The organism is Pseudomonas sp. GW823-FHT02C05 (assembly GCF_058797595.1).
On the sequence record NZ_JBXAJU010000002.1, the window covers coordinates 225638 to 249528 of the forward strand.

24 protein-coding genes are annotated in these 23891 nt (G+C 63.0%); 10 read left to right on the forward strand and 14 right to left on the reverse strand.

Going from position 1 to position 23891, the window contains the following annotated elements:
- Positions 1–17: 17 nt before the first annotated feature.
- The 3 genes from hisG (at position 18) to hisC (ending at position 3191) form a co-directional block, all read left to right on the forward strand.
- Complete coding sequence (hisG, locus tag AC1RGE_RS12010) at positions 18–653, forward strand: ATP phosphoribosyltransferase (protein WP_011059282.1); 636 nt, start codon at positions 18–20, stop codon at positions 651–653.
- Positions 654–807: 154 nt separating this feature from the next.
- Complete coding sequence (hisD, locus tag AC1RGE_RS12015) at positions 808–2136, forward strand: histidinol dehydrogenase (protein WP_401261482.1); 1329 nt, start codon at positions 808–810, stop codon at positions 2134–2136.
- A gap of 2 nt (positions 2137–2138) precedes the next feature.
- A complete protein-coding gene (gene hisC, locus AC1RGE_RS12020; protein ID WP_011059284.1) occupies positions 2139–3191 on the forward strand; it encodes a histidinol-phosphate transaminase in 1053 nt (350 codons plus the stop codon).
- A 33-nt stretch (positions 3192–3224) separates the two neighbouring features.
- Here the strand turns inward: hisC and AC1RGE_RS12025 are convergent, their stop codons facing one another.
- From AC1RGE_RS12025 to algW, 3 genes are all read right to left on the reverse strand, one after another.
- A complete protein-coding gene (locus AC1RGE_RS12025; protein WP_011059285.1) occupies positions 3225–3953 on the reverse strand; it encodes a DUF4198 domain-containing protein in 729 nt (242 codons plus the stop codon).
- Positions 3954–3965: 12 nt separating this feature from the next.
- A complete protein-coding gene (locus tag AC1RGE_RS12030) occupies positions 3966–6071 on the reverse strand; it encodes a TonB-dependent siderophore receptor (RefSeq protein ID WP_492584350.1) in 2106 nt (701 codons plus the stop codon).
- Positions 6072–6156: 85 nt separating this feature from the next.
- On the reverse strand, positions 6157–7311 hold the full coding sequence (algW, locus tag AC1RGE_RS12035; RefSeq protein ID WP_011059287.1) for a Do family serine endopeptidase AlgW: 1155 nt from the start codon (positions 7309–7311) through the stop codon (positions 6157–6159).
- A gap of 102 nt (positions 7312–7413) precedes the next feature.
- Here algW and AC1RGE_RS12040 point away from each other — a divergent pair, with 102 nt between their 5' ends.
- The 3 genes from AC1RGE_RS12040 to cysN all read left to right on the forward strand — a co-directional run bounded on the left by AC1RGE_RS12040 (position 7414) and on the right by cysN (position 11233).
- Positions 7414–8172: a Nif3-like dinuclear metal center hexameric protein gene (locus tag AC1RGE_RS12040; protein ID WP_011059288.1), complete on the forward strand. Its 759-nt coding sequence runs from the start codon at positions 7414–7416 to the stop codon at positions 8170–8172.
- Between the two features lie 235 nt (positions 8173–8407).
- Positions 8408–9325: a sulfate adenylyltransferase subunit CysD gene (gene cysD, locus AC1RGE_RS12045; RefSeq protein WP_011059289.1), complete on the forward strand. Its 918-nt coding sequence runs from the start codon at positions 8408–8410 to the stop codon at positions 9323–9325.
- A 9-nt stretch (positions 9326–9334) separates the two neighbouring features.
- A complete protein-coding gene (cysN, locus tag AC1RGE_RS12050) occupies positions 9335–11233 on the forward strand; it encodes a sulfate adenylyltransferase subunit CysN (protein ID WP_011059290.1) in 1899 nt (632 codons plus the stop codon).
- Between the two features lie 121 nt (positions 11234–11354).
- Here the strand turns inward: cysN and yihG are convergent, their stop codons facing one another.
- The 3 genes from yihG to AC1RGE_RS12065 are packed head-to-tail and all read right to left on the reverse strand — an operon-like array spanning position 11355 to position 14755.
- Positions 11355–12260 (reverse strand): 1-acylglycerol-3-phosphate O-acyltransferase, YihG family, encoded by a 906-nt coding sequence (yihG, locus tag AC1RGE_RS12055; protein WP_011059291.1) that lies wholly within the window; start codon positions 12258–12260, stop codon positions 11355–11357.
- Positions 12261–14360, reverse strand: a complete 2100-nt coding sequence (gene pta, locus AC1RGE_RS12060) for a phosphate acetyltransferase (protein WP_019096051.1) — start codon at positions 14358–14360, stop codon at positions 12261–12263. It lies immediately after the preceding gene.
- A 56-nt stretch (positions 14361–14416) separates the two neighbouring features.
- Positions 14417–14755 carry a DUF3565 domain-containing protein gene (locus AC1RGE_RS12065; RefSeq protein WP_011059293.1) on the reverse strand — a complete coding sequence of 113 codons (339 nt, stop codon included), beginning with the start codon at positions 14753–14755 and terminating at the stop codon, positions 14417–14419.
- Here AC1RGE_RS12065 and AC1RGE_RS12070 point away from each other — a divergent pair.
- The 3 genes from AC1RGE_RS12070 (at position 14724) to AC1RGE_RS12080 (ending at position 17103) form a co-directional block, all read left to right on the forward strand.
- Positions 14724–15209, forward strand: coding sequence for an FKBP-type peptidyl-prolyl cis-trans isomerase (locus tag AC1RGE_RS12070; RefSeq protein WP_011059294.1), 486 nt, complete (start codon positions 14724–14726; stop codon positions 15207–15209). The two genes, AC1RGE_RS12065 and AC1RGE_RS12070, sit on opposite strands and share 32 nt — an antisense overlap.
- A gap of 121 nt (positions 15210–15330) precedes the next feature.
- Positions 15331–15813 carry a glutathione peroxidase gene (locus tag AC1RGE_RS12075; protein ID WP_011059295.1) on the forward strand — a complete coding sequence of 161 codons (483 nt, stop codon included), beginning with the start codon at positions 15331–15333 and terminating at the stop codon, positions 15811–15813.
- A 186-nt stretch (positions 15814–15999) separates the two neighbouring features.
- Entirely contained in the window at positions 16000–17103 is a 1104-nt protein-coding gene (locus tag AC1RGE_RS12080; protein ID WP_011059296.1) for an NADH:flavin oxidoreductase, read from the forward strand.
- Here the strand turns inward: AC1RGE_RS12080 and AC1RGE_RS12085 are convergent.
- Both AC1RGE_RS12085 and cysZ read right to left on the reverse strand, forming a co-directional pair.
- Complete coding sequence (locus AC1RGE_RS12085) at positions 17100–18380, reverse strand: glycosyltransferase family 4 protein (RefSeq protein ID WP_103289890.1); 1281 nt, start codon at positions 18378–18380, stop codon at positions 17100–17102. The two genes, AC1RGE_RS12080 and AC1RGE_RS12085, sit on opposite strands and share 4 nt — an antisense overlap.
- Before the next feature lie 45 nt (positions 18381–18425).
- Positions 18426–19175: a sulfate transporter CysZ gene (cysZ, locus tag AC1RGE_RS12090; protein ID WP_011059298.1), complete on the reverse strand. Its 750-nt coding sequence runs from the start codon at positions 19173–19175 to the stop codon at positions 18426–18428.
- A gap of 310 nt (positions 19176–19485) precedes the next feature.
- Here cysZ and trxB point away from each other — a divergent pair, with 310 nt between their 5' ends.
- A complete protein-coding gene (gene trxB, locus AC1RGE_RS12095; RefSeq protein ID WP_011059299.1) occupies positions 19486–20448 on the forward strand; it encodes a thioredoxin-disulfide reductase in 963 nt (320 codons plus the stop codon).
- A gap of 145 nt (positions 20449–20593) precedes the next feature.
- On the opposite strand, the gene AC1RGE_RS12100 is transcribed toward trxB, so the two are convergent.
- From AC1RGE_RS12100 to AC1RGE_RS12125, 6 genes are all read right to left on the reverse strand, one after another.
- Positions 20594–20932, reverse strand: coding sequence for a HopJ type III effector protein (locus tag AC1RGE_RS12100; protein WP_015634180.1), 339 nt, complete (start codon positions 20930–20932; stop codon positions 20594–20596).
- Complete coding sequence (locus AC1RGE_RS12105; RefSeq protein ID WP_011059301.1) at positions 20929–21222, reverse strand: DUF1244 domain-containing protein; 294 nt, start codon at positions 21220–21222, stop codon at positions 20929–20931. Before AC1RGE_RS12105 ends, AC1RGE_RS12100 begins: the two co-directional genes overlap by 4 nt.
- 60 nt (positions 21223–21282) lie before the next feature.
- On the reverse strand, positions 21283–21663 hold the full coding sequence (gene folX, locus AC1RGE_RS12110; protein WP_011059302.1) for a dihydroneopterin triphosphate 2'-epimerase: 381 nt from the start codon (positions 21661–21663) through the stop codon (positions 21283–21285).
- Between the two features lie 2 nt (positions 21664–21665).
- A complete protein-coding gene (gene folE, locus AC1RGE_RS12115; RefSeq protein WP_011059303.1) occupies positions 21666–22226 on the reverse strand; it encodes a GTP cyclohydrolase I FolE in 561 nt (186 codons plus the stop codon).
- Between the two features lie 23 nt (positions 22227–22249).
- Positions 22250–22960: a dihydromonapterin reductase gene (folM, locus tag AC1RGE_RS12120; RefSeq protein ID WP_053156397.1), complete on the reverse strand. Its 711-nt coding sequence runs from the start codon at positions 22958–22960 to the stop codon at positions 22250–22252.
- Positions 22961–23136: 176 nt separating this feature from the next.
- Positions 23137–23706, reverse strand: coding sequence for an antibiotic biosynthesis monooxygenase (locus AC1RGE_RS12125; protein WP_011059305.1), 570 nt, complete (start codon positions 23704–23706; stop codon positions 23137–23139).
- Positions 23707–23891 lie beyond the last annotated feature (185 nt).

Sequence of the window (23891 nt, forward strand, 5' to 3'; positions counted from 1 at the left end):
AAGGACTTACGTTACTCATGTTGACCATCGCACTGTCCAAGGGCCGTATCCTCGACGACACGCTGCCGCTTCTGGCTGAAGCGGGCATCGTGCCAACCGAGAATCCGGACAAGAGCCGCAAACTGATCATCCCCACGACCCAGGACGATGTCCGCCTGCTGATCGTGCGTGCCACTGACGTGCCGACCTATGTCGAGCATGGCGCTGCCGACCTCGGGGTGGCCGGCAAGGACGTCCTGATGGAATACACCGGCCAGGGCCTGTATGAGCCACTGGACCTGCAGATTGCCCAGTGCAAGCTGATGACTGCCGGTGCCATTGGCGCCGCAGAACCCAAGGGCCGCCTGCGCGTGGCCACCAAGTTCGTCAACGTAGCCAAGCGCTACTACGCCGAGCAGGGTCGTCAGGTGGACATCATCAAGCTCTACGGTTCTATGGAGCTGGCACCGCTGATCGGCCTGGCCGACAAGATCATCGACGTGGTCGACACTGGCAATACCCTGCGGGCCAACGGCCTGGAACCCCAGGAACTGATTGCTACCATCAGCTCCCGCCTGGTGGTCAACAAGGCATCGATGAAGATGCAGCACGCCCGTATCCAGGCGTTGATCGATACCCTGCGCAAGGCAGTGGAATCGCGACACCGCGGCTGATTCACATGCGTGGCCTTGAGCCGCGCCCATCTATCCGCGTCATAGCCAGAATGCTCAGGTGCCCACGCGGATGGCTTGGTAGTCTTGCGGCGCCTGAGCTTTGCAAATCCAAGCTTGCCCTTTTGTGCATTCGCCAATCATTGAGGCCTTCGCTATGACCGCTCCGACTGCAATTCGCCGACTCAACGCTGCCGACCCGGACTTCGCCCGTCATCTGGATCATCTGCTGAGCTGGGAAAGTGTCTCTGACGATTCGGTCAATCAGCGGGTGCTGGACATCATCAAGTCCGTGCGCGAGCGCGGCGATGCGGCGCTGGTGGAGTTCACCCAGCGTTTCGACGGCTTGCAAGTGGCCTCCATGGCAGACCTGATCCTGCCGCGCGAGCGCCTGGAGCTGGCCCTGACCCGGATCACCGTGGCCCAGCGCGAAGCCCTGGAAAAGGCCGCGGCGCGGGTGCGCAGCTACCACGAGAAGCAGAAACAGGACTCCTGGACCTACACCGAGGCCGACGGCACGGTGCTGGGCCAGAAGGTCACGCCGCTGGACCGCGCCGGGCTGTACGTACCGGGGGGCAAGGCGTCCTACCCGTCGTCGGTGCTGATGAACGCGATTCCGGCTAAGGTGGCGGGCGTTACCGAGGTGGTGATGGTGGTGCCGACCCCGCGTGGCGAGGTCAACGAATTGGTACTGGCTGCCGCCTGCATCGCCGGGGTCGATCGGGTGTTCACCATCGGCGGCGCCCAGGCCGTGGCCGCGCTGGCCTACGGCACCGAAAGCGTGCCCCAGGTGGACAAGGTTGTCGGCCCGGGCAACATCTATGTAGCCACCGCCAAGCGCCACGTGTTCGGCCAGGTCGGCATCGACATGATCGCCGGCCCGTCGGAGATCCTGGTGGTCTGCGACGGCCAGACCGACCCGGACTGGATCGCCATGGACCTGTTCTCCCAGGCCGAGCACGACGAAGACGCCCAGGCGATCCTGGTCAGCCCGGATGCCGAGTTCCTGGATAAAGTCGCGGCAAGCATCGCCAAGCTGCTGCCAACCATGGAGCGCGCGGAAATCATCAACACCTCGATCAATGGCCGTGGAGCCCTGATCAAGGTCCGCGACATGCAGCAAGCCATTGAAGTGGCCAACCGCATTGCCCCCGAGCACCTGGAGCTGTCCGTGGCCGATCCGCAAGCCTGGCTGCCGCAGATCCGCCACGCCGGGGCGATCTTCATGGGCCGCCACACCAGCGAAGCGCTGGGGGATTACTGCGCCGGGCCGAACCACGTGCTGCCGACTTCCGGCACCGCGCGTTTCTCGTCGCCGCTGGGGGTGTATGACTTCCAGAAACGTTCGTCGATCATCTTCTGCTCCGAGCAGGGCGCCTCTGAACTGGGCCGCACCGCCTCGGTGCTGGCCCGTGGCGAGTCGCTGACCGCCCACGCCCGCAGCGCCGAATACCGCATCGTCGACGACCAAGATCAGGGGCAATGAACATGAGCAAATTCTGGAGTCCGTTCGTCAAGAACCTGGTGCCCTACGTGCCGGGCGAACAACCCAAGCTGACCAAGCTGGTCAAGCTCAACACCAATGAAAACCCCTATGGCCCGTCGCCCAGGGCCCTGGCGGCGATGCAGGCCGAACTCAACGACAACCTGCGCCTGTACCCGGACCCCAACAGTGACCTGCTCAAGCAGGCGGTGGCCAGTTACTACGGGGTGCAGGGTAACCAGGTGTTCCTCGGCAACGGTTCCGACGAAGTCCTGGCGCACATTTTCCATGGCCTGCTGCAGCAGGAAAAACCGCTGCTGTTCCCGGACATCAGCTACAGCTTCTACCCGGTGTATTGCGGCCTGTACGGCATCGAGCACGAAGCGGTGCCGCTGGACGAGCAGTTCCAGATCCGCGTGGCCGACTACGCCAGGCCCAACGGCGGGATCATCTTCCCCAACCCGAATGCGCCCACCGGCTGCCTGTTGGCCCTGGATGCGGTGGAGCAGATCCTCAAGGCCAGCCCGGATTCCGTGGTGGTGGTGGATGAGGCCTACATCGACTTCGGCGGCCAGACCGCCATCAGCCTGGTGGATCGCTACCCGAACCTGCTGGTGACCCAGACCCTGTCCAAGTCGCGCTCCCTGGCCGGCTTGCGAGTGGGCCTGGCGGTAGGGCACCCGGATCTGATCGAGGCCCTGGAGCGGGTCAAGAACAGCTTCAACTCGTACCCGCTGGATCGCCTGGCGATCGTCGGAGCGGCGGCGGCCTTCGAGGACCGCGAGTACTTTGCCAAGACCTGCCAGCAAGTGATCGACAGTCGCGAATGGGTGGTGGCGCAGTTGCAGGCCAAGGGCTTCGAAGTGCTGCCGTCGGCGGCCAACTTCATCTTTGCCCGCCACCCGCGGCACGACGCAGCCGGCCTGGCGGCCAAGCTGCGCGAGCAAGGGGTGATAGTGCGCCACTTCAAGCAGCAGCGGATCGCTCAGTTCCTGCGGATCAGCATCGGCACACAGGAACAGAACCAGGCGCTGATCGACGGCCTGGGCGAGCTGTAGTCCAGGCGCCTGGCTTCCGAGGTGGCCGTACCTTTATTCGTGGTGCGGCTCGCCGAGGAAAGTCAGGGAGCTGAACAGGCCGCGTGAGGCCACATCCGGGTTGTCCTTGAGCGCTACCTCCAGCTCTGCGGCAATCACGTTCAAGCCTTCGTTCCTCACCAGCACTTGGGCACGTCCCTGGGCATCGGTCTCGGTGCTCAGGGTGCTCGGTGCATTGCGGTAATCGCCAATCAACTTCACCCCGGCCACCGGCTGCCCATCCAGCAGCACCCGCACCGGCAGGTTTTTGCCCGGGCCGACGGTCAGCGGGTCGACTTCCGGCAGGATCACCAGCTTGAGCTGTTCCAGCTTGGGCAGCTTCGCTCCCGGTTGATAGATCGCCAGGCTGTACTTGTAGGTGTGAGTCGAGGCAATGGCCCCCGGGACCTTGCTGCGACCCTGGTTGACCCAGCGCTTGTCCGCGGTTTGCGACCAGGGGCCGTTGTCCAGTGCCACGGCCAGTACCGCCGGTGGTTTGAGCGGTTGCAGGCGTGCGTGGTCCGCCAGGCGTTGCACGGTCACCGGAATCATTCTGGCCGCGCCGTCATAGGCCCAGGCACCGCTGATTTTCTTGGCCTTGAAGGCGTCGTCTTCGGCGCCGTGGCCGTAGATCACTTCGATATTGCCGCGTCGTTGTTCGGTCCACAGGCCGTGGGCCGAGGCCTGGGTGGCGCCCAGTGTGGCGAGCAGGCCCAGCAGGGCAATGGATTTGAGGCTGTGCATGGCGGCTCTCTTCTACAGGTTGAGTGTGAGGCTGAGGGTGAAATTGCGCGGTTCGCCGGGATTGACCCAGTAGTTGCTGTAGGAGCGTTCGTAGTACTTCTCGTCGAACAGGTTGTTCAGGTTCAGGCCCAGGGTCAGGTTGTCGCTGGCCTTGTAGTGGGCCAGCAGGTCCAGGGTGCGGTAGGCGGGCAGCTCGAAGCTGCCTCCGGCCTCGCCCGAGCGGTCGCCGACATAGGTCAGGGCTGCGCCGATGTCCGAGCCCTTGAGCCGGCCGTCCTGGAATTCATAGACCCCCAGCAGGCTGGCGCTGTGCTTGGCCACGCCGAGAATGCGGCTGCCGGCGGGGATTGCCGGGTCGCCCTTGGTGACTTGCGCATCAATCAGCGCATAGGCGCCTATCACGCGCACCGCGTCGGTCAACTGGCCGCTGAACTGCAGGTCGAAGCCCTGGCTGCGGGCCTTGCCCACGGCGCGGCTGGCGTCGGTGCCGGGGTCCAGGGCCAGGACGTTTTCCTTGTCGATATGGAAGGCGGCGAGGGTGGCGCTCAAGCGTTCGTCGAACAGCTCGCTCTTGATCCCCACTTCATAGCCGACGCCTTCCTCGGGCTTGAAGGTCTTGCCGCCCGCATCCAGCCCATTGTTGGGCTTGAACGAGGTGGAGGCGTTGGCGAACAGCCCCACCTGCGGGGTCAGTTGGTAGAGCAGGCCGGCGCGCTGGGTCAGGGCATCGTGGTTCTGGCGGCTGCGCTTGCCGGTGGTGTGGTCGTCGATCTTTTGCTCGAAGTGTTCAAAGCGGGCGCCGACCATGCCTCGCAGGCGGTCAGTGAAGATGATCTGGTCCTGCAGGTTGAGGGCCTGGCTTTCGACATGCTCGAAAAAGTCCGTGCCAGAGCGTTTGCCGTTGGGCTTGGCCTGACCGTAGATCGGGTCGTAGATATCGATGGCATAGGCGCCGCCGGCAATGCTGGTGACCCGCTCGTTCTTGCGGTAGTTCTCGTATTCGCTGCCGATCAGCAGTTCATGCTGCCAACTGCCGAGGTCGAACAGGCCGCGCAGTTCCAGCTGGGTGATGCTGTCATGCCAGTTGTTGTCCCGCTCGCGGTAGCGCCGGTTGACCGTGTGCCGGTCGGCGTTCAGCGGTCGGGTTTCGGAGGCGAAGCCCCAGAGCTTGCCTTCCTTGTAGTGGCTGGCCAGACGCAGTTTCCAGCTGTCATTGAGGTGGTGTTCCAGGGTGGCCTGAAGCATGTTGTTGTGGTTGTCGATGTTGCCGTCATCGGGTTCGCCGAGGAAGGTCGAGCGGGAGACGCCGCTCCAGCGATTGTTCGGGGCCACGATGCCGCGGTCGAAGGTCGAGCTGTGGCGCACCCATTCGCTTTCCAGCAGCAGGCTGGTGTCCGGGTTCAACTGCCAGCTGAAGGAAGGCGCGACGAACACCCGGCGGCTGTCCACGTGGTCGCGAAAGCTGTGGTTGTCCTCCACGGCCAGGTTGACTCGGGACAGCAGGTTACCCTGGGCATCCAGCGGGGTGTTGAGGTCCAGGGCGGTACGGTAGCGGTCCCAGCTGCCAGCACTGGTCTGCAAGGTCGCGAAGGCTTCGGGCTGGGGTTTCTTGGTGACGATATTCACCGTGCCGCCGGGGTCGCCACGGCCATAGAGGCTGGCGGCCGGCCCCTTGAGCACTTCGATGCGCTCGACAGTGGCGGCGTCCGGGGTGCTGGGATAGCCGCGGTTGGCGCTGAAGCCGTCCTTGTAGAACTCCGAGGTGGTGAAGCCGCGCACGCTGTATTCATACAGGGTCAGCCCGCCGAAGTTGTTCTGCTTGGAAACCCCGCCGGCAAACTCCAGGGCGCGTTCGACGTTGTTGCTGCCCAGGTCCTTGAACACGCTGGCGGGGATCACGCTGATGGATTGGGGAATGTCGCGGATCGCCGTATCGGTCTTCGTCGCGCTGGCCGAGCGTGTGGCCCGGTAGCCCTTGACCGGGCCCGTTGCGGATTCGTATTCGGTGCTGATACGGGTGGTTTCAAGTTCCAGCGGCTCAGGTTCTTTAGCCAGCAGCGGATCTGCCAGCAGGCCCAGGGTCAGGCCTGCCAAGGGGAGGATTCTTCGGGACGTCATGGGGCTGTTCCAATAGCGATATTGAAACAATATAACATGACTAATGAGAATGTATGCTGTTAGCCCGGCATGGCCGGGCCCAGCTTCACTCTTCTTCTTTGACGGGCGCGGGCGGTGGTCGCAGGCCGATTTCTGCCGTCAGCTTGAGTTCCTTGCCGTTGCGCATGACCAGGATCGAGACTTTGTCCGTCGGTTTGATCCGCGCCACCTGGTTCATCGAACGCCGGCCGTCGCCGGCAGGTTCGCCATCGATACTGAGGATCACGTCACCCAGTTGCATCCCAGCTTTCTGCGCCGGGCCGTCGCGGAAGATCCCCGCCACCACGATTCCCGGGCGCCCGGCCAGGCCGAAGGACTCTGCCAGCTCCTGGGTCAAGGGTTGCACTTCGATCCCCAGCCAGCCGCGGATGACCTGGCCGTGCTCGATGATCGACTTCATCACTTCCATGGCCAGCTTGATCGGGATCGCAAAACCGATGCCCTGGGAGCCGCCGGACTTGGAGAAGATCGCGGTGTTGATCCCGGTCAGGTTGCCGTTGGCGTCCACCAGGGCGCCACCGGAGTTGCCCGGGTTGATGGCGGCGTCGGTCTGGATGAAGTCTTCGTAGTTGTTCAGGCCCAGCTGGTTGCGCCCGGTGGCACTGATGATGCCCATGGTCACGGTCTGGCCGACCCCGAACGGGTTGCCGATGGCCAGCGCGACGTCGCCGACGCGGACGTTTTCCGAACGGCCGACGGTGATCGAAGGCAGGTTCTTCAAGTCGATCTTGAGCACCGCCAGGTCGGTTTCCGGATCGCTGCCGATCACCCGGGCCAGGGTCTCGCGACCGTCCTTGAGGGCCACCACTATTTGCTCGGCACCGGAGGTCACATGGTTGTTGGTCAGCAGGTAGCCCTCGGGGCTCATGATCACCCCCGAGCCCAGGCTCGATTCCATGCGCTGCTGCTTGGGCAGGTTGTCGCCGAAGAAGCGCCGGAACTGCGGGTCTTCAAAGAGCGGGTGAGCCGGCTTGTTGATGACCTTGGTGGTGTACAGGTTGACCACCGCGGGCGCGGCGATCACCACGGCGTCGGCGTAGGACACCGGCCCCTGTTGCGTGCTGGTGGTTTGCGGGGCTTGCTGCAGATTGACGTCGAGGCTGGGCAGGCCCACCCATTGCGGGTAGCGCTGGATAATCAACAACGCGATAAGCACGCCGGCCAGTAGCGGCCAGCCAAAAAAACGCAGAGCCTTGAGCATTGAGCAAGTCCTGGGTGGTTACGAAGGGCTGCGCACGGCCCATAATGTCGCGCATTATACGAGGCCGCGCGTGCCTCTGAACGGGATATTTAGGAGTCTTTTATGGCCGTTGCCCTGAGCACACTGGTGGAAGAAGCGGACCGTTACCTGGGCAGTTCACGTATTGCCGATTACTGCCCCAATGGCCTGCAGGTCGAAGGGCGCCCGCAGGTGATGCGCATCGTCAGTGGCGTGACCGCCAGCCAGGCGTTGCTGGACGCTGCGGTGGAGGCCAAGGCCGACCTGGTGCTGGTGCATCACGGCTACTTCTGGAAGGGCGAGAACCCCTGCATCACCGGCATGAAGCAGCGTAGGCTGAAAACCCTGCTCAAGCACGACATCAGCCTGCTGGCCTATCACCTGCCCCTGGATCTGCACCCGGAAGTGGGCAACAACGTGCAACTGGCCCGTCAGCTGGACATCACCGTGGAAGGCCCGCTGGACCCGGAAAACCCCAAGGTCGTCGGCCTGGTGGGTTCCCTCAGCGAGCCGATGACCGCGCGGGACTTTGCCCGCCGGGTGCAAGAGGCAATGGGGCGAGAGCCGCTGCTGATCGAAGGCAGCGAGATGATCCGTCGGGTCGGCTGGTGCACCGGTGGCGGCCAGGGCTACATCGACCAGGCGGTGCAGGCCGGCGTCGACCTGTACCTCAGTGGCGAAGCCTCGGAGCAGACCTTCCACAGTGCCCGGGAAAACGACATCAGCTTCATTGCCGCCGGCCATCACGCCACCGAGCGTTATGGCGTCCAGGCCCTGGGTGACTACCTGGCTCGGCGCTTCGCCCTGGAGCACCTGTTCATCGACTGCCCCAACCCCATCTGACCCCCGGCAGGATCCGGCTTGCCGGCGAAAAGATCTTCAGCCCGAAGGTGCGCTTGAAAGCGCCTTCGCTGGCAAGCCAGCTCCTGCAGAGCGGCGCCTGGGGCCTAACGGAGCGGTATATTCATATACCGTTTCGTTCTAGTTGGCTCCCTGATTAGAAGCAGGTCGCTGTGCTAGCATGCCCCGCTCGAACACGGCCCGATGGCCGTCCATAAGAAAGCTTTCGTGAGTAGCCATGGTCGACAAACTGACGCATCTGAAACAGCTGGAGGCGGAAAGCATCCACATCATCCGCGAGGTGGCCGCCGAGTTCGACAACCCGGTGATGCTGTACTCCATCGGTAAAGACTCCGCCGTGATGTTGCATCTGGCTCGCAAGGCGTTCTTCCCCGGCAAGCTGCCGTTCCCGGTGATGCACGTCGATACCCAGTGGAAATTCCAGGAAATGTACAAGTTCCGCGACCGCATGGTCGAAGAGCTGGGCCTGGACCTGATCACCCACGTCAACCCGGATGGCGTGGCCCAGGGCATCAACCCTTTCACCCACGGCAGTGCCAAGCACACCGACATCATGAAGACCGAGGGCCTCAAGCAGGCTCTGGACAAACATGGTTTCGACGCCGCGTTCGGCGGTGCCCGCCGCGATGAAGAGAAGTCCCGCGCCAAGGAGCGCGTCTACTCGTTCCGCGACAGCAAGCACCGCTGGGACCCGAAGAACCAGCGCCCCGAGCTGTGGAACGTCTACAACGGCAAGGTCAACAAGGGCGAGTCGATCCGTGTGTTCCCCCTGTCCAACTGGACCGAGCTGGACATCTGGCAGTACATCTACCTCGAAGGCATCCCGATCGTGCCGCTGTACTTCGCCGCCGAGCGTGAAGTGATCGAGAAGAACGGCACCCTGATCATGATCGATGACGAGCGCATCCTCGAGCATCTGTCCGATGAAGAGAAAGCCCGCATCGTCAAAAAGAAAGTACGTTTCCGTACCCTTGGCTGCTACCCGTTGACGGGCGCGGTGGAGTCCGAGGCCGAGAGCCTGACGGACATCATCCAGGAAATGCTCCTGACGCGAACTTCCGAGCGCCAGGGCCGAGTCATCGACCACGATGGCGCCGGCTCAATGGAAGACAAGAAACGTCAAGGTTATTTCTAAGGGGCTGTCATGTCGCATCAATCTGATTTGATCAGCGAGGACATCCTCGCGTACCTGGGCCAGCACGAACGCAAGGAGCTGCTGCGCTTTTTGACCTGCGGTAACGTCGACGACGGCAAGAGCACCCTGATCGGGCGCCTGCTGCACGACTCGAAGATGATCTACGAAGACCATCTGGAAGCCATCACCCGGGACTCGAAGAAGGTCGGCACCACCGGTGACGACATCGACCTGGCGTTGCTGGTCGACGGCCTGCAGGCCGAGCGTGAGCAGGGCATCACCATCGATGTCGCCTACCGCTATTTCTCCACCGCCAAGCGCAAGTTCATCATCGCCGACACCCCCGGCCATGAGCAGTACACCCGCAACATGGCCACCGGTGCATCCACCTGTGACCTGGCGATCATCCTGGTGGACGCCCGCTACGGCGTACAGACCCAGACCCGTCGCCACAGCTTCATCGCCTCCCTGCTGGGCATCAAGCACATCGTCGTGGCCATCAACAAGATGGACCTCAAGGACTTCGATGAAGGCGTGTTCGAATCGATCAAGGCCGACTACCTGAAGTTCGCCAAGGGCCTGAAGCTGCAGCCCACCAGCCTGCACTTCGTGCCGATGTCGGCGCTCAAGGGCGACAACGTGGTGAACAAGAGCGAGCGCTCGCCCTGGTACACCGGCCAGTCGCTGATGGAAATCCTCGAGACCGTGGAAGTGGCCGGCGACCGCAACTTCACCGACCTGCGTTTCCCGGTGCAGTATGTCAACCGTCCGAACCTGAACTTCCGTGGTTTTGCCGGCACCCTGGCCAGCGGCATCGTGCACAAGGGCGACGAGATCGTCGTGTTGCCGTCGGGCAAGAGCAGCCGGGTCAAGTCCATTGTCACCTTCGAAGGTGAACTGGAGCAGGCCGGCCCGGGCCAGGCCGTGACCCTGACCATGGAAGATGAAATCGATATCTCCCGCGGCGACCTGCTGGTGCATGCCGACAACGTGCCGCCGGTCACCGACAGCTTCGAAGCCATGCTGGTATGGATGGCCGAAGAGCCGATGCTGCCGGGCAAGAAGTACGACATCAAGCGCGCCACCAGCTATGTGCCGGGCTCGATTGCCAGCATCCATCACAAGGTCGATGTGAACACCCTGGAAGAGGGCGCGGCCAGCGCGCTGCAACTGAACGAGATCGGCAAGGTCAAGATCAGCCTCGACGCGCCGATTGCCCTGGATGGTTACGAAAGCAATCGCACCACCGGTGCTTTCATCGTCATCGACCGCTTGACCAACGGCACCGTCGGCGCCGGCATGATCATCGCCCAGCCGGTGGCCCATGGCAGCGTCACCCAACACGGCAAGCTGGCTCATGTAGCCACCGAAGAGCGTGCCCAGCGTTTCGGCCAGCAACCGGCTACCGTGCTGTTCAGCGGCCTGTCGGGTGCGGGCAAGAGCACCCTGGCCTACGCGGTCGAGCGCAAGCTGTTCGACATGGGGCGCGCGGTGTATGTGCTCGATGGCCAGAACCTGCGGCATGACCTGAACAAGGGCCTGCCCCAGGACCGTGCCGGGCGTACCGAGAACTGGCGGCGCGCGGCCCATGTGGCCCGTCAGTTCAACGAAGCCGGGCTGCTGACCCTGGCGGCGTTCGTGGCACCGAGTGCCGAAGGGCGCGAGCAGGCCAAGGACCTGATCGGCAAGGAGCGTCTGCTGACGGTCTACGTCCAGGCATCGCCTGCGGTGTGCGCCGAGCGTGATCCGCAGGGCCTGTACGCGGCCGGCGGGGATAACATCCCGGGCGAGTCCTTCCCCTATGACGTGCCGCTCAATGCCGATCTGGTGATCGACACCCAGTCGCTGTCGCTGGAAGAAAGCGTCAAGCAGGTGCTGGACCTGTTGCGCAGCCGCGGCGCGATCTAAGCCATAGCAAAAAAGCCCGCAGCCGAGTGATCGGCTGCGGGCTTTTTTGTGCGCTTCAGATAGCGTTCGCCGGTAAGTAGGGTGCAGACCCGCAGGAGCTGGCTTGCCAGCGAAAAGGCCCTCAGGGTCTTGCCGGATACTCCCGATGCAGCGTTTCGAGCAGCGCATCCTTGTCCAGCCACTGCTGGTTGATCCAGCCCTGGAATTCCTGGCGATAGGCCGTGTCCTGCTCGTAGTTCTTGCCAAGGAACTGCGCCGGGATCTGCACCTCTTCGAAACGCACCACCACATCCTTGACCCTGCCGCACAGCAGGTCCCAGAAACCGGGGCGGCCCGCCGGGTAGTGGATGGTCACATCGATGATCGACTGCAGTTGCTCGCCCATGGCATCCAGGACAAAGGCGATGCCGCCGGCCTTGGGCTTGAGCAGGTAGCGGAACGGCGATTGCTGCTGGGCGTGCTTGGCGTCGGTAAAGCGCGTGCCCTCGACGAAGTTGAAGATGCCCACCGGGTTGTTGCGAAACTTCGCACAGGTCTTGCGCGTGGTTTCCAGGTCCTTGCCTTTCTTTTCCGGGTGCTTCTCCAGGTACGCCTTGGAGTAGCGCTTCATGAACGGAAAGCCCAGGGCCCACCAGGCCAGACCAATCACCGGCACCCAGATCAGCTCCTGCTTGAGGAAGAACTTCAGGGGGCGGATACGCCGGTTGAGCACGTACTGCAGGACCATGATGTCGACCCAGCTCTGGTGGTTGCTGGTGACCAGGTAGGAGTGCTGGTAATCCAGGCCTTCCAGGCCCTGCACGTGCCAACGGGTACGGCATACCAACTGCATCCAGGCCTTGTTGTTGCTGATCCAGGCTTCGTGGGTGTGGTTCATCAGCCACAGGCTCAAGCGCTGGGTGAGGGCGAAGGGCAGGGCCTTGACCAACGCCACGCAGAACAGGAACGAGCACAGCAGGATGGTGTTCAGCGCCAACAGGAGCGAGGCGATGACTCCGCGCACCACGGCAGGTAGAAATTCCAGCATTTAGACATCCATAGGTCGGTTGGCGGCTTGAATCGCGGTAAGGGCGATGGTGTAGACGATGTCGTCCACCTGGGCGCCCCGGGGCAGGTCGTTCACCGGCTTGCGCAGGCCTTGCAGCATCGGCCCCAGGCTCACGCAATCGGCGCTGCGTTGCACCGCCTTGTGGGTGGTGTTGCCGGTGTTGAGGTCAGGGAACACGAAGACCGTGGCCTTGCCCGCGACCTGGCTGTTAGGGGCCAGTTGCCGGGCGACGTTTTCGTTGGCCGCGGCGTCGTATTGCAGGGGCCCGTCGATCAGCAGCGAACGCTGGGCTTCGTGGGCCAGCAGGGTGGCTTCGCGAACTTTCTCCACTTCCTCGCCGCTGGCCGAGTCGCCGCTGGAGTAGCTGATCATCGCCACGCGCGGGGTGATACCGAAGGCGGCTGCCGAGTCGGCGCTCTGCAGGGCGATTTCCGCCAGCTCGCTGGCGCTGGGGTGCGGGTTCATCACGCAGTCGCCATACACCAGCACTTCCTCGGGGAACAGCATGAAGAACACCGAGGACACCAGGCTGCAGCCCGGCGCGGTCTTGATCAACTGCAGGGCCGGGCGGATGGTGTTGGCAGTGGAGTGGATGACCCCGGAAACCAGGCCATCGACTTCATCCAGGGCCAGCATCACCGTGCCGATCACCACCGGATCTTCCAGTTGCTGCTCGGCCATGGGAGCGTTGAGGCTCTTGCTCTTGCGCAGGGCCACCATGGGCTCCACGTAGCGTTGGCGAATCAGGTCCGGGTCGAGAATCTCCAGGCCTTCGGGCAGTTCGATGCCCTGGGCCCGGGCCACCGCGTGCACGTCCTCGGGCTTGGCCAGCAGCACGCAGCGGGCGATGCCCCGGGCCTGGCAGATGGCGGCGGCCTGCACGGTCAGCGGCTCGCTGCCTTCGGGCAGGACGATACGCTTGTTGGCCTGCTGGGCGCGCTGGATCAACTGGTAGCGGAACACCGCAGGCGACAGGCGCATTTCCCGCGGGGTGCCGCAGCGCTGGTGCAGCCAGTTGGCGTCCAGGTGACTGGCGACGAAGTCGGTGATGATTTCCGCGCGCTCGCGGTCATCGATGGGAATTTCCTTGTTCAGGCCATTGAGCTGGTTGGCGGTGTCGTAGGATCCGGTGCTCACCGAAAGCACTGGCAGGCCGGCGTTCAGGGCGCCCCGGCAGAGCTCCATGATCCGCGGGTCGGGCAGGGTGTCGCTGGTCAGCAGCAGGCCGGCCAGGGGCACACCGTTGATGGCCGCCAGGCTCACGGCGAGGATGATGTCGTCACGGTCGCCCGGGGTCACCACCAGCACGCCGGGCTTGAGCAGTTCCACGGTATTGCGCATGGTGCGGGCGCAAATGATGATCTTGGTCATGCGCCGGCTTTCGTAGTCGCCGGCGTTGAGCACCTGGGCGCCCATCAGGTCCGCTACGTCACGGGTGCGCGGCGCGTTCAGTTCCGGTTGGAAGGGAATGCAGCCCAGCAGGCGGAAGTCGCCGCTGCGCAGCAAGGGCGAATGTTCCTTCAAGCGCGCGGAAAACGCCTCCATGCTTTCGTCGGTGCGCACCTTGTTGAGGATCACCCCCAGCACTTTCGGGTCCCGCGGGCCGCCGAACAGCTGGGCCTGCAACTCGACCCGGCCGGACAGCTCGGTGAGCACTTCGTTTTCCGGGGCGGATACCAGGATCACCTCGGCATCCAGGCTTTTTGCCAGGTGCAGGTTGACCCGGGCGGCGTAGCTGGCACTGCGGGTCGGCACCATGCCTTCGACGATCAATACATCCTTGCCGATGGCTGCCTGCTGGTAGAGGGTGATGATTTCTTCCAGCAACTCATCCAGCTGGCCGTCGCCGAGCATCCGCTCCACATGGGCCAGGCCCAGGGGTTGTGGCGGTTTCAGGCCATGGGTGCGCGCCACCAGTTCGGTGGAACGCTCGGGGCCGGTGTCACCGGGGTGAGGTTGGGCTATGGGTTTGAAGAAGCCGACCTTGAGGCCAGCCCGTTCCAGCGTACGCACCAGCCCGAGGCTGATGGAGGTCAGACCCACTCCAAAATCGGTGGGCGCGATGAAAAAAGTTTGCATGCGAATTCTCAGAAGGTGCATGGCAAAGGCGACGGTCTTTGGCCGTCTGCCTGAAGTCAGGCGCTAAGGTTATCGTTATCCGGGGCTTGAGCACACCAGCCGCAGGCAAAGCGCTGGCCTATTTTTTTGGCTCGCAACTGCGGCTCCAGGACCCAGGCCCGGGACTGCCAGGGCGGTTGGTGGCGCAGGTGCTGGGTATGCCCGCAGGACAGTTCAGCCACCCAATGGCCTTCTTCATCCTGGTGAAAACCGCAGATTGTCGAGTGATTTTTCACGTTCCGTTGGTCCGGGTTCCGTTCGCTTTCGAGCGATTGCTTCGCTAAACTTGGACGTTCTTCATTCTTATGCAAAAGGTCCCGCCCCATGCTGATCGCCGCCAATAAGGCTGTCTCCATCGACTATACCCTCACCAACGACGCTGGTGAGGTCATCGACAGCTCTGCCGGCGGCGCCCCGCTGGTTTACCTGCAAGGCGCAGGTAACATCATTCCTGGTCTGGAAAAGGCCCTGGAAGGCAAGCAAGTTGGTGACGAACTGAAAGTCTCCGTAGAACCTGAAGATGCCTACGGCGAATACGCTGCCGAACTGGTCAGCACCCTGAGCCGCAGCATGTTCGAAGGCGTTGACGAACTGGAAGTGGGCATGCAGTTCCACGCTTCCGCTCCGGACGGCCAGATGCAGATCGTGACCATCCGTGACCTGGACGGCGACGACGTTACCGTCGACGGCAACCATCCGCTGGCCGGTCAGCGCCTGAATTTCCAGGTCAAGATCGTTGCCATCCGTGACGCCAGCCAGGAAGAAATCGCTCATGGTCACGTCCATGGCGAAGGTGGCCATCACCACTGATTTTCTGCGCTAAGCTCAAGCTTACTGGAGAGGCGCCCGAGGGCGCCTTTTTAGTCCGCGGCTTTTGGCTGTACTGTCGAGAGGCTGTTTTCTGTAAGAACACAGGAATTTGGAGTTCGTCATGAGTGCTTTTCACGACCTTAAATTGAAAGCCCTGGATGGTCAGGAGCTGCCGCTCGCGCCCTTCAAGGGGCACGTCGTGCTGGTGGTCAACGTCGCCTCCAAATGTGGTCTGACACCACAATATGCGGCGCTGGAGAATCTCTACCAGCAATACAAGGCCCAGGGATTCAGCGTGCTGGGGTTGCCTTGCAACCAGTTCGCCGGGCAGGAACCGGGCACCGAGCAGGAGATCCAGGAGTTTTGCAGCCTCAACTACGGGGTGACCTTTCCCTTGAGCAGCAAACTGGACGTGAACGGTCCCGAGCGCCATCAGCTGTACCGCCTGCTGGCGGGCGAAGGCGCCGAGTTTCCCGGGGACATCACCTGGAACTTCGAGAAATTCCTATTGGGCAAGGACGGCCGGGTACTGGCGCGTTTCTCGCCGCGTACCGCTCCCGATGATCCGACAGTGGTCCAGGCCATCGAAAAGGCCCTGAGCTAACCACTGACGGGCACCTCTTTCACGCCGCTGCAATGCGGCGTTTTTGCATCTAAATCACTCAAATCAATAATGCTGGGCAGCGTATTGAGGGGGGAATATTATCCTCATCATAAGTGCGCCGGGGCCGGTACCCGGCGCAGTCTTGTGCGTCGAATATCGACTCAAGCCTTTTTCTCGGAGCGCAGCATGCCTGTTCAAGCCTTGTTCAAACCCTTTCAACTCGGCGCGCTGGAACTGCCGACTCGCGTGGTGATGGCACCAATGACCCGGTCGTTTTCCCCCGGTGGCGTGCCCAACTCCAAGGTCATCGAGTATTACCGCCGCCGCGCTGCTGCGGGTGTCGGCCTGATCATTACCGAGGGCACCACGGTGGGTCACCAGGCTGCCAATGGTTACCCCAATGTGCCGCAGTTCCATGGCGAGGCGGCCCTGGCCGGCTGGAAGAAGGTGGTGGATGCGGTCCACGCCGAAGGCGGCAAGATCGTCCCGCAACTCTGGCATGTGGGCAATGTGCGGCGCCTGGGCACCGAGCCGGACGCCAGCGTGCCCGGCTACGGCCCCACCGAGAAGCTCAAGGACGGCAAGGTGCTGGTGCACGGCATGACCCACCAGGACATCCAGGAGGTGATCGCAGCCTTTGCCCAGGCCGCCAAGGATGCCCAGAGCATCGGCATGGACGGCGTGGAGATCCATGGCGCCCATGGTTACCTGGTGGACCAGTTCTTCTGGGAAGGCACCAACCAGCGTACCGATGAATACGGTGGCGACCTGGCCCAGCGCTCGCGCTTCGCCATTGAGCTGATCCAGGCCGTGCGGGCTGCCGTCGGTCCGGATTTCCCGATCATCCTGCGTTTTTCCCAGTGGAAGCAGCAGGACTACAGCGCGCGCCTGGTGCAGACCCCGGAAGCTCTGGAGGCCTTCCTCAAGCCGCTGGCGGATGCCGGTGTGGATATCTTCCACTGCTCGACCCGCCGCTTCTGGGAGCCTGAGTTCGAAGGTTCCGACCTCAACCTGGCGGGCTGGACTCGCAAACTCACCGGCAAGCCCACCATCACCGTGGGCAGCGTCGGCCTGGACGGTGAGTTCCTGCAGTTCATGGTCAACACCGACAAGGTGGCGCAGCCGGCCAGCCTGGAAAACCTGCTGCAGCGTCTGAACAACGACGAGTTCGATCTGGTGGCCGTGGGCCGTGCACTGCTGGTGGATCCGGATTGGGCGCAGAAAGTCCGTGAAGGTCGCGAGCAGGACATCCTGCCGTTCAGCCGTGACGCGCTGACGACCCTGGTTTAACTGCCGGCTCCGGGCGGCGAGGGGGGGAGCCCCCTTGCCGTGCCGAGTGTCTCCACCGCGCTGCGGGGTTTGACCGTAGCTTCGATAAGCCCTTCGTAATCCTCGGCCGGCCCGTGCTCGCAGGCACTGCGCAGGCGATCTTCAAACTGCTCGATAACCGCGGCCCAGCCCTGGCGGCTGGCATGCTGGCGGGCGTTGAGGCGTACCCGGCGCAAGGTTTCCGGTTCTTCCAGCAGCCAGTTGGCAGCGTCGCAGAAGGCGCTTTCGTCGCCGGGCATGGCCAGCACGCCGTTGTAGCCATGGCGGATATGCTGGGCTGCGGCAGCCTGATCGTAGGCCACCACCGCGAGCCCCGAGGCCAGAGCCTCCAGCACCACGTTGCCGAAGGTTTCGGTGAGGCTGGGAAACAGGAACAGGTCCCCGCAGGCGTAGTGGGCGGCCAGGGCTTCGCCCCGCTGGCTGCCACAGAACAGGGCCTCGGGCAGGCTTTTTTCCAGAGCCCCACGCTGCGGGCCGTCACCCACCACGATCAGCTTCATCCTGCGCTGTGGATAAGTCGCCTGCAGGCGTTCGAAGCAGCGCTTGAGCAAGCCCAGGTTCTTCTCCTGCGCCAGGCGCCCAACGTGGATCACCGCCAGGTCATCGGTGCCCAGGCCCCAGTCGGCCCGCAGCGTATCGAGCCGCTTGGCCGGGTGGAACAGTTGGCTGTCGACGCCCCGGGACAGCAAGGCCAGGCGTTCGAAATGCCGGCGCTCCAGCTCCAGGTGCTGGCTGGCGCTGGGTACCAGGGTCAGTTGCGAGCGGTTGTGGAACCAGCGCAGATAGTGGGTCAGCAGGCGGGTCAGCAAACCCAGGCCATATTGGCTGGAGTACTGCTGGAAGTTGGTGTGAAAGCCGCTGACCACGGAGATTCCCAGGCGCTTGGCGGCCCGCAGCGCAGACAGCCCCAGCGGCCCCTCGGTGGCGATATAGAGCACGTCCGGGCGCTGGCGTTTCCAGCGTCGCAGCAGCTTGTGCATCGACGACTGGCCCCATTGCAGCCCCGGGTAGCCCGGCAGCGGCCAGCCCCGGCACAGCAGCAGGGCTTCGTCGCTGGCCCGGCTCTGGTCGCAACCCTGGCGCGGGCGCACCAGCTCAACCTGATGCCCACGGGCGCGCAGGCCCTCGCAGAGGCGGCCAAGGGTATTGGCCACGCCATTGATTTCCGGTGGGAAGGTTTCAGTGATGAGGGTGATATGCAGAGCTGTCGTCATGGCCTCAGTGTCGGCTGAGGCCATGTCGCCATTGTGACCTTGCGATGATGGATTTATGACGCCCCGGCCTTATTTGGCCGGCAGGTTCTCCACCCCGCGTTCACGCACCCAGAACAGCGTGGCACCGGCCACGGCGGCCGGCATCATCAGGATATTGACCAGCGGGATCAGCAGCGCCAGGTAGACGATGCCGCCAAAGCCCAGGCTCTGCCAGCGCTTCTGGCGCAGCCAGGCGAGCATGTCCTGCCAGCTCATCTTGTGGTTGTCCGCCGGGTAGTCGATGTACTGGATAGCCATCATCCAGATACCGAACAGCAGCCACAGCGGCGCGGCAATCAGGTTGACCACCGGAATCAGCGAGAGGATGAACAGGCCGATGGCCCGGGGCAGGAAGTAGCCGAGCTTGCGCATTTCCCGCGCCAGGGTGCGGGGGATCATGGCAATCAGCTCACCCCAGCTGAAGGGCGGGAAATCATCGGTGCCGCGCACCACGGTTTCGACTTTTTCCGAGAGGAAACCGTTGAAGGGTGCGGCGATGATGTTGGCCAGCATGGTGAAGCTGAAAAACACCATGAAGGCCACCAGCACCACGAACAGCGGCCAGATGACATAGCTGAGGAAACTCAGCCAACTGGGCAGGGACGGCATCAGCGCATCGACCCAGAGGCTGAATTGATGGCCGGCGAAATAGATCAATCCGACGAACAGCACCAGGTTGATTGCCAGGGGCAGGAGCACGAACAGGCGCAGGCCGGGGCTGAGGACCAGCTTCAGGCCTTCACGCAGGTATTGCGGGCCGGACAGGACAGGGGCGGGCATAGAGCGCTCCGAGCAGAATGAAAACGCGCCGACCTTACCGGCTTTGTCCTGGGGGCGAAAGCACGGCGAAGCGGTCGACATCAACGGTAACAAAGACCCTTTCAAATAGGCCTCCTGAGGATAGAGACCGCCTATGAGCTGGATTGTTAAACCGTATTTCCTTAATCTTCGCCCCCTCTATACGCTTCACCCATTATTTTTTGGACGGACGAGTTCAAGCCTTCCCCAAGGTTTCGCCGTCCTTTTTTATTCCAGCCGGCAATCCGGCGTTCCGCGCCAGGCTAGCCGGGCCGGTCGATAGGAGTGAGTCATGTCTGAAGTACGCCATTCGCGTGTGATTATTCTCGGTTCCGGCCCTGCCGGTTACAGCGCCGCCGTCTATGCCGCCCGTGCCAACCTGAAGCCGCTGTTGATTACCGGCATGCAGGCCGGTGGCCAGCTGACCACCACTACCGAAGTCGACAACTGGCCGGGTGACGTGCACGGCCTGACCGGCCCGGCCCTGATGGAGCGGATGCGCGAGCACGCCGAGCGTTTCGAGACTGAAATCGTCTTCGATCACATCAATGCCGTGGACTTCGCAGCCAAGCCCTACACCCTGACCGGTGACAGCGCGACCTACACCTGCGACGCCCTGATCATCGCCACCGGTGCCAGCGCTCGCTACCTGGGCCTACCTTCGGAAGAAGCGTTCATGGGCAAGGGTGTTTCCGCCTGTGCCACCTGCGACGGCTTCTTCTATCGCAACAAGCCGGTGGCAGTGGTCGGTGGCGGTAACACCGCTGTTGAAGAAGCGCTGTACCTGGCCAACATCGCCAGCACCGTGACCCTGATCCACCGTCGCGAAACCTTCCGCGCCGAGAAGATCCTGATCGACAAGCTCAACGCCCGGGTGGCCGAAGGCAAGATCATCCTCAAGCTCAATGCCAACCTGGACGAAGTCCTGGGTGACAACATGGGCGTGACCGGTGCCCGCCTGAAGAACAACGACGGCAGCTTCGACGAGCTGAAGGTCGACGGCGTGTTCATCGCCATCGGCCACACCCCGAACACCTCGCTGTTCGAAGGCCAGTTGACCCTCAAGGACGGTTACCTGGTCGTGCAGGGCGGCCGTGACGGCAATGCCACCGCCACCAGCGTCGAGGGCATCTTTGCTGCCGGCGACGTGGCCGACCACGTTTACCGCCAGGCCATCACCTCGGCCGGCGCCGGTTGCATGGCGGCACTGGACACCGAGCGTTACCTGGACGGCCTGCAGAACGCTTCGTTCTGATTTGCCACCCATAAAAAAACCGGCGCAAGCCGGTTTTTTTATGGGTGTTGCACGGTAGCAGCCGGCTTGCCGGCGAACAGGCCCTCGAGCCTTGCGCCGCTGTGCTGACGCCTTCGCCGGCGAGCCAGCTCCTACAGAATGCGGATCAGCGGCGGGTCAGCGGCTGGGTGGAGAACTTGACCCCGGCCAGGCCGTGAACGATCAGGGCGCGGATATTGCCGTGGTCAGTGCCTTCGGGGGTGGCCAGTACCGAGCGGTAGTGTTCGCCGAAGGCCAGCAGGGCCTCTTCGTCGCTCAGGCCTTCCAGCAGGGCCAGGCCCAAGGTCTTGCACGAACCTTCGTTCTGCCCGGCGGCGTTTTCCACGCCGCCGTTGTTGAAGGCCTGGGGCTGGTAGTCATAGCCGGCGGCGACAAAGGCCAGGGTGTCGGCAAAAGCGTGTTCACCGCTGTTCAGGCTGGCGCGCAGGGTGTTCAGGTCAGTCATTGGGGTTTTCCTTTGGCGAACGCCGCTTGCTGCTCGGCGCTGGCTTCTTTCTGGTAGAGATTTTTCCATTCGGCGTAGGGCATGCCATACACCACTTCACGAGCGTCATCGAGGCTGACCTCGATCTGGCGTTCGTCGGCCTCGGCCTTGTACCACTTGGACAGGCAGTTGCGGCAGAACCCGGCGAGGTTCATCAGGTCGATGTTCTGTACGTCCTTGCGGCTGTCTAGGTGGGCCACCAGGCGGCGAAAGGCCGCGGCTTCCAGTTCCAGGCGTTGTTGTTCAGTCATGGGGTTTCTCCGGGACAGGGGCAAGCGCCCAGGCGGGCACTTGCCACTTGTGGCAGTTTTCTAGGCGCTGGCGCGGCTGGCCGCGAGGGTGATCGACACCGACTCGGCAAAACGCAGGGCGTGGGGTTTGTCGACTTCGACTTCGGCGTACTGCACCGAGGCGTTGCTCATCACCAGGTCCAGCAGCTCCTGGGTCAGGCGCTCCAGCAGGGCAAAGCGGTTGCCCTCGACATGGGCAATGATCGCCTTGGTGATGGTGCGGTAGTTCAGTGCGTGGTCGATGTCGTTGTCCCGCACCGCGTCCTGGGCCGCGTAGAGGATGGTCAGGTTGATCAGCACATCCTGCTTGTTGAGGATCTCTTCCTCGTTGATTCCGATGTAGGTCCGCAGGAGCAGGTCCTTGACTCGGATACGAGCCATTCCTGGCTGAAGTTGTGGCATTGCTACTTGCTCCGTCCAATCAATTGCAGGAATTCCTGGCGAGTGGTGCTCGAATCGCGGAAGGCGCCGAGCATCACCGAGGTGTGCATGGTGGAATTCTGTTTCTCGACGCCGCGCATCATCATGCACATGTGCTTGGCCTCGATCACCACCGCGACGCCGGCGGCCTGAGTCACGCTCTGTACCGCGTCGGCGATTTCCCGAGTGAGATTTTCCTGGATCTGCAGGCGCCTGGCGAACATGTCGACGATCCGCGCGATCTTCGACAGCCCCAGGACCTTGCCGGTAGGAATATAAGCCACATGGGCCTTGCCGATGAAGGGCAGCAGGTGATGTTCGCACAGGGAATACAGCTCGATGTCGGCGACTATCACCATTTCATCGCTGTCGGAAGCAAACAGCGCGCCGTTGACGATGTCCTCCAGCGACTGGCCGTAGCCGTGACACAGGTACTGCATGGCCTTGGCCGCGCGCTTGGGGGTATCGAGCAGGCCTTCGCGCTCGGGGTCTTCGCCCAGGTCCTTGAGGATCTCGCGATAGTGCTGGGGCAGGGAAAGGGTCATGCAAGGTCCTCACAGGGGCCGGCTTACTTGAGGTGCCGCCCGCCGTTGACGGTCAGGGTGGTGCCGGTGACATAGGGGTTGTCCAGCAGATAGCGCAGGCTCTGGTAAATCACTTCGCTGCCGGGTTCGATGCCCAGCGCGGATTTGGCCAGGGTCTTGGCGCGGTACGCCGCGTCGTCGTCGGGGTTGAACAATAGCAGGGCCGGGGCAATGCCGTTGACCTTGATTGTCGGGGCGTATTTCGCTGCGAAGGACAGGGTCAGGCTGTCCAGGCCGGCTTTGCTGGCGCAGTAGGCGATGTGCTTGCTGCTGCCCTTGCGAGTCACGTCGTCGCTGATGTGGATGATGTCTGCCGGGCTCGAGCGCTGCAGCAACTCGGCGCAATGCAGGTTGATCAGGTAGGGCGCCAGCATGTGCACGCCGAACATCCGGGCAAAGGCCGCTGCTTCCTCGCCTGGGCTCTCCTCCAGCCATTCCGAGGCGTTGTGGACGATGGCCCGCAGGCTCTGGGTACGGTTTTTCAGCTCGGTGATCAGGGCCAGGATCCCGGTTTCGCTGGAGAGATCGGCGAACAGCAGGGTCGCGCCCTTTTCCCGCAGGGCCTCAAGGCCCGGGCGCTGGCTGCGGTAGGTGACGATCACCGGCTGCCCGTCTTGGAGCAGGCGCAGGGCGCAATGCAGGCCGACTCGCTGGCTGGCGCCGGTGATCAGGATCGGGGCAGGAGAGGTGTTCATGAAGGGCTCGCGTCGCGGGTAGTGGGAAAACTATACCAGCGAGGGAAGGCCCTGTGCCTGCAGGCAACGGGCTTGCCGGCGAATGCGATCTTGCGGGGTTTTTTCGTTGGCAAGCCAGCTTCTACGGTAGGCGCAAATATTGCGCGAGGTGTGGTAAGAGCCGGCTTGCCGGCGAATCACGGATTCTGCGTCGAGGGGGTGGCCGGCAGCGGTCGGGCCGGTGTGCTGTTGAGCCAGTTGGCCAGCAGCCGGGTGGACAGTGGAATGAAGAAATAGACCATCAGCGGTGTCAGGGCCAGGGTGCTGACAAATACCCGAGGCAGCAGGCTCAGGTCGCCGAGCAACGGGCCCAGGACAAAGTTGAACAGCAGCGACACCGGGAAGAATGCCAGCCAGATGGCCACGGCCTGCTTCCAGCGCGGCGGGCGATGGCCGGCGGCGCCGAACCAGCCGTCGATACCGCTGACCCGGTGCTCCGAAGGGTGGGCGAACAGGTCGCTGCCCCGGGCCAGCCAGGCCGTACGCGAGGCGGAGTGTTCCCAGGTATGCAGGGTGGATTCGTCGGCGAAGCGGAAGATGATCTGGAATTCGTCATCGTTGGGTGGCGGCGCAAGAACGCCGGAACCCAGGTAGCCGGGAAAGTCGGTGGCCAGTTGTTCGCCTTCGCGCAGCCAGGCGATCAGGTCCTGGTAACGGCCGTCGGCAACGCGCCGGGCAACCATCAGGGTGACGGGTGAGGTAGACATTATGTATCTCCGTAAAACCAATGCGCTGCCTGGGTAAGGCAGTCGCTTGACGAGGCACCGGGGTGGCGGGCCGCGCCTGAAGCAAGCAAGGATTATTCCTGATTGCTGCCCAGGCACCAATGACGGCGGTCGGTTTTTCTCGTGCTTGAAGCATCGCCACCTGAGGGGAGTAGAATGATCGCCAC